A 4,258-nucleotide genomic window follows, 5' to 3' on the forward strand; every position below is an offset into this window, starting at 1 on the left:
CGCAGCACCCGCCGCCAACGGCAAGAAAAAACTGATGGTGATCGTGATTGCCGCCTGCACGTCGCGGTCATGGCGCTCGGCGCCACTCAGCTTGCGCACCCAGCCGCGGAACGGCACCACGCCTTCGACGGTGCGGCGGAACGCGCCCGTCGCCGTGTCACTGGCCAGCGCGTGGACGCGGCTCGCATCGTCCTTGTTGGCCGGGGCGTCCAGGTCCGGCCCCAGGATCTCGTCCAGGGCGCCCACCTGGCTCGCCAGCGCCGCGCAGGTTTGCTCCGCGGGCGCCGCATACGGCGCTGCGCGCGCGGCCTGCAGCAGCGGTGGAATCTCGGTCTGGGCGAGGTTCAGGTCGTGCAACGGCGTGGCGGCAATGCTGGCGGCATCGGACTGCGTTTTCGTGGCGCAGCCGCTGGCCGCCAGGCAGGCCAGCACGCCGACGACCACCACGATACGGCCAGGCCCGCGCTGCATCACAGCACGCGGTGATAGGTGGCCCGGACGTGGACGCGGTCGCCGCAGTCGAAGTGCCACCACTCAGAATTGATGCCGACGAAGCCGGCGAATGTCATCGCAGCGCGCAGCAGCTGGCGGTTGTCGATGTGCCGCTGGGTGAGCAGCCCCGCCGCCAGATGCTGCGCTTCCAGGACGGGATGCGACAGCTCGGTGAGGTCATCGAACCCCGTCCCCATATCGAGCTCGCGCCCCTCGCCATCGAGAATGGTGATATCGAGCGCCATGCCGAACGAATGAATCGAGCCGCGCGCCGGATCGGCGAGGTACATGCGCAAGTCCGTGCCGTCCAGCGCATCCCACAGCTGCTGCTGCACCCGCTGCGGCCTGAGGGCATCGAGCACCAGGAACTTGTGCGACGGCGCCCGCTCGCGCAGCCACGCGACCGCCGCTTCCAGCGCCCGCGCCGCATTCTCGTGCAGCCACGCGCAGTCGTACGGCGAGTACAGGTCGCGGCCCACGAAGTTGTCGGGCGTCGCGTACCGCAAATCGACAGCGATGCCTTCGATGCGCGAGAGATGCCGGAAATCCGGGCTGCGCTCAACGTCCTCGATGGCGATGGAACTCGTCATGCACATCCTTTTTCAAGACAAGAGCGCGCCGTCATGCCGATGCTGTTGGCCAGCTCGCGCGCCCCGTGCGACAGCGGCGAGTGGCTCGCCGTCAGCAGGTACAGCTGCACCGTGATGGCCGGTGCCCACGGCCGCCGCTGCACGCGGGCCGACGCGGAGGCCGCGGTGAACGGATCGACCACCGCCATGCCGCCACCCGCCTCCACCAGCGAACGCGCGATCTGGTAAGTCTGCACCACGGTGCGGAACACCGGGTGCACGCCCTGCGCCTCGCAGGCCGCCACCATCATCTCGCCCAGCGGATCGTTGTCGGCCAGGCCAATCAGTTCGCCCGACAAGCCCTCCGCCGCCACCGGCTCGGCCAATTGGGCCGGCGTCCAGGTGCCGTCCGGCGCGATCACCGTGAGCACACCCTGCGCCAGCGGTTCGGCCACGATGCCGGGATGGCGCGGGTCCTGCAGCGACAGGGCCAGGTCGGCCTCGCCCAGCCGCAGCATGTTCACGATTTCGGTGGTGTGGTGAGTCGCCAGCTCGCAGCGCGTCTGCGGAAAGTCCTTGCGCCAGTTGGTCATTGCCGCCGGCAGCACGCTGATCGCGATGGTCGGCGTGGACACCAGCCGCACCGTTTCCACCGCCCGCCCCTTCAGGCTCGCAGCCAGGCGCCGGATGCCCTGCAGGTCGCGGTTCAGCTTTTCGGTTTCCGCGAACAGGCGGTGCGCCTCCGGCTTGGGATACAGCTTGCCGCGCACGCGCTCGAACAGCGGCATCCCGAGCTGCAGCTCGCAGTGCTGCAGCACCTTGGTCACCGCCGGTTGCGAAATGTGCAGAACCTGGGCGGCGCCGCTGATGGTACCGACCTGCATGATGGCGTGGAAAACTTCAATGTGGCGCAGGCGCATGGGTGTGTCCTTTACTGGTCCTTGAACTGGTCCAAGAATCGCAGCATAGCGAAAAATCCGCACGGCGGCGACAGCGAGGCCTTGGCCATTGCCATTTCCGCTACTGCTTCGGCGGCTCCGCCGGCACAGGCGCGGCGGGCGGCGCCGGTTGAACCAACGGTGCGGGCGCCGGTGCCGGCGCGGGCGCGGTGGCGGGTGCCGCCGCGCTGGTCCCAGCCGGAGTCATGCCCATGCAGCACGCGGGCATCGGCACCGGATTCACCAGCGGCACCACGGTGGTCGGCGTCATCACATCCAGGATCGCCGCGGTCTCCGCATCCGGCACCCCGTCGATATTCGCCTGCCGGTACTTCATCTGGAAGGTGGTGATCACGGTCTGCGTGGCCTTGTCCATGACGCCCGTCTGCGGCACCGCATAGCCAAACGCCGCCAGCTTTTTCTGGAACCAGACCGCATCCGGCAGCTGCTGTTCGTAGTACGGCCGCTGGGTCGCCACATACTGAGGATTCGGCCACGGAATCAGTCCCGCGTCGGCCAGCTGCTTCCACGGGAACAGCGCGCCCGGATCCTGCTTGCGGCCCGGCGCGATGTCCGCATGGCCGAGGATGTTCTCGGGCGCGATGTGGTGGCGCGCGACGATGTCCTTCAACAGCGGAATCAGGATGTCCATCTGCCGCTGCGGGAAGGCGAACCACTGGCGGCCCTGCGGCGTGTCCACCCAGCCGCGGTTGACGATCTCGATGCCGATCGAGCTGGGATTCAGCAGCGAGTAGTTCTTCCAGTTCGACACGCCCGCGTGGTTCGCGACGCGGCTCTCGTCCACCAACCCGTAGAGCTTCGGCGGGTCCTCGTCGGTCAGCAGGTAATGGCTGCTGACCACTTCCTGCGTCAGCGTGCGGATCGAGCCCGGGGTATCGCTCACCGTGTAGTGGATGATCACGAACTTCACGCGGTCGCTCTGGCTCTTCGACGTGTAGGTGTGGTCGACCTGGTAGGGCGCGGGCGGCGTGGTGACGCAGCCGGCCAGCAGGACCGGGAGACAGGCGGCGGCGAACAGCTTTTTCATCATGGCTCGATCAGTTGGCTGGTTAAAGTGAGGGAGGAAGAGGGCGCGCCGCACCGGCGGAACTGGCCAGGCGCGCCGCCGCATGGTGTGGCTGCGCCGTGGCGATGCGGAGCTCGATTTCGGGCGCGAGCGATTCGCGCACCGACTCGAAAATCAAGGGATGGAGCTGGGCCGCGCGGCCGGACAGCACCACCGGGCGCGGACCGAAGCGGGTCACCAGCGCGCGCGCCAGGCGCGCCAGCTCGGCCCCGGCCGCGCGCAGGATGTCGCGCGCAATGCGGTCCTCATTGGCCACGGCCGCGACGACCAGCGCCAGCTTGCCGATTTCGCCGCGTTCCTGCCCGTAGATGAAATGGCGCGACAGTGCCCAGTCGGACCCGCCGATATGGTCGAACACGGCGCGTGTCAGTGCCGAGTCCTGCCAGGCACCGGGGCGTTCGTCCTCGGTGCGCCACACGTAGCGCAAGGCCTCGCGCGCGATCCAGAAGCCGCCGCCGCCATCGTCGAGCATCACGCCGCGGCCACCGGCGCGGTGGAACTCACCCTGCGCGTCGATGTAGGCGCCAATCGAACCGGTGCCCGCGTAGACGAGGTAGCCCTCGCCGGGTGCGAAGCTGTCCAGGTAGGCGATCACCATATCGCTGCTCATCGCCACATCGGCCGGTGCGAGGCCGAGCGGCTCGGCGATCCAGCGCGCCAGCTCATCGCCCTCGCCGCCGAAGCCCGTCATGCCCGCGTGGACGCGGCCTGGCCGGGCATGCGCCAGCACGTCCTGCGCGATGCGCTGCAAGGTGGCGCGCACGATGGCGCGGCCGTCGGTGCTGCGCATCTGCAGGGCGGACAGGCCGGGCGCCTCGCCCTCGGCCATGATGGTGCCGTCCGGACGCGCGAGCGCCCAGCGGGTCTGGGTGCCGCCGGCGTCGATGCCGAGGCCGGGGGCGGGGTCAGGTGAAAGCATCGTTGAAGTTTACGTCCTGCGGCGCGGCGCGTGCATGACAGTGTCGCGCGAGGACATAGCAAAAGGTTATGGTACCAAGCCCTGAGGTTTCATGCGGCGCGCGAGGCGGCGGCGGCCACGGCCACGCACTACGCGGTGTGGTCGCGGCATGGCAGCGAATGGCGCTTTGCCAGCGTGCCCGCGGCGCCGGCCAACTACACAGTGCTGGACGATGTCGGCTTTATCAAGCTGGCGCAGCCCGACGGCACGCTGG

5 protein-coding genes are annotated in these 4,258 nt (G+C 68.8%); all 5 read right to left on the reverse strand.

What is annotated here, in order from left to right:
- Positions 1-471, reverse strand: a 471-nt coding sequence (locus E4L96_RS04035) for a hypothetical protein (RefSeq protein WP_135205944.1), incomplete at its 3' end; no start/stop codon positions are given.
- Entirely contained in the window at positions 471-1,082 is a 612-nt protein-coding gene (locus E4L96_RS04040; RefSeq protein ID WP_135205945.1) for a M15 family metallopeptidase, read from the reverse strand. The genes E4L96_RS04040 and E4L96_RS04035, both read right to left, overlap by 1 nt.
- On the reverse strand, positions 1,079-1,981 hold the full coding sequence (locus E4L96_RS04045) for a LysR family transcriptional regulator (protein ID WP_135205946.1): 903 nt from the start codon (positions 1,979-1,981) through the stop codon (positions 1,079-1,081). The genes E4L96_RS04040 and E4L96_RS04045 overlap by 4 nt, the downstream gene beginning before the upstream one ends.
- Before the next feature lie 100 nt (positions 1,982-2,081).
- Complete coding sequence (locus E4L96_RS04050) at positions 2,082-3,050, reverse strand: N-acetylmuramoyl-L-alanine amidase (RefSeq protein ID WP_307721625.1); 969 nt, start codon at positions 3,048-3,050, stop codon at positions 2,082-2,084.
- A 19-nt stretch (positions 3,051-3,069) separates the two neighbouring features.
- Positions 3,070-4,005, reverse strand: coding sequence for an N-acetylglucosamine kinase (locus E4L96_RS04055; RefSeq protein WP_135205947.1), 936 nt, complete (start codon positions 4,003-4,005; stop codon positions 3,070-3,072).
- Positions 4,006-4,258 lie beyond the last annotated feature (253 nt).

The organism is Zemynaea arenosa, assembly GCF_004614185.1.
Taxonomy (GTDB): Bacteria; Pseudomonadota; Gammaproteobacteria; order Burkholderiales; family Burkholderiaceae_D; genus Telluria; species Telluria arenosa.

Coding starts and splice junctions, on each gene's coding strand:
- E4L96_RS04050 (WP_307721625.1), bottom strand. CDS start 3,050: ATGATGAAAAAGCTGTTCGCCGCCGCCTGTCTCCCGGTCCTGCTGGCC.
- E4L96_RS04040 (WP_135205945.1), bottom strand. CDS start 1,082: ATGACGAGTTCCATCGCCATCGAGGACGTTGAGCGCAGCCCGGATTTC.
- E4L96_RS04055 (WP_135205947.1), bottom strand. CDS start 4,005: ATGCTTTCACCTGACCCCGCCCCCGGCCTCGGCATCGACGCCGGCGGC.
- E4L96_RS04045 (WP_135205946.1), bottom strand. CDS start 1,981: ATGCGCCTGCGCCACATTGAAGTTTTCCACGCCATCATGCAGGTCGGT.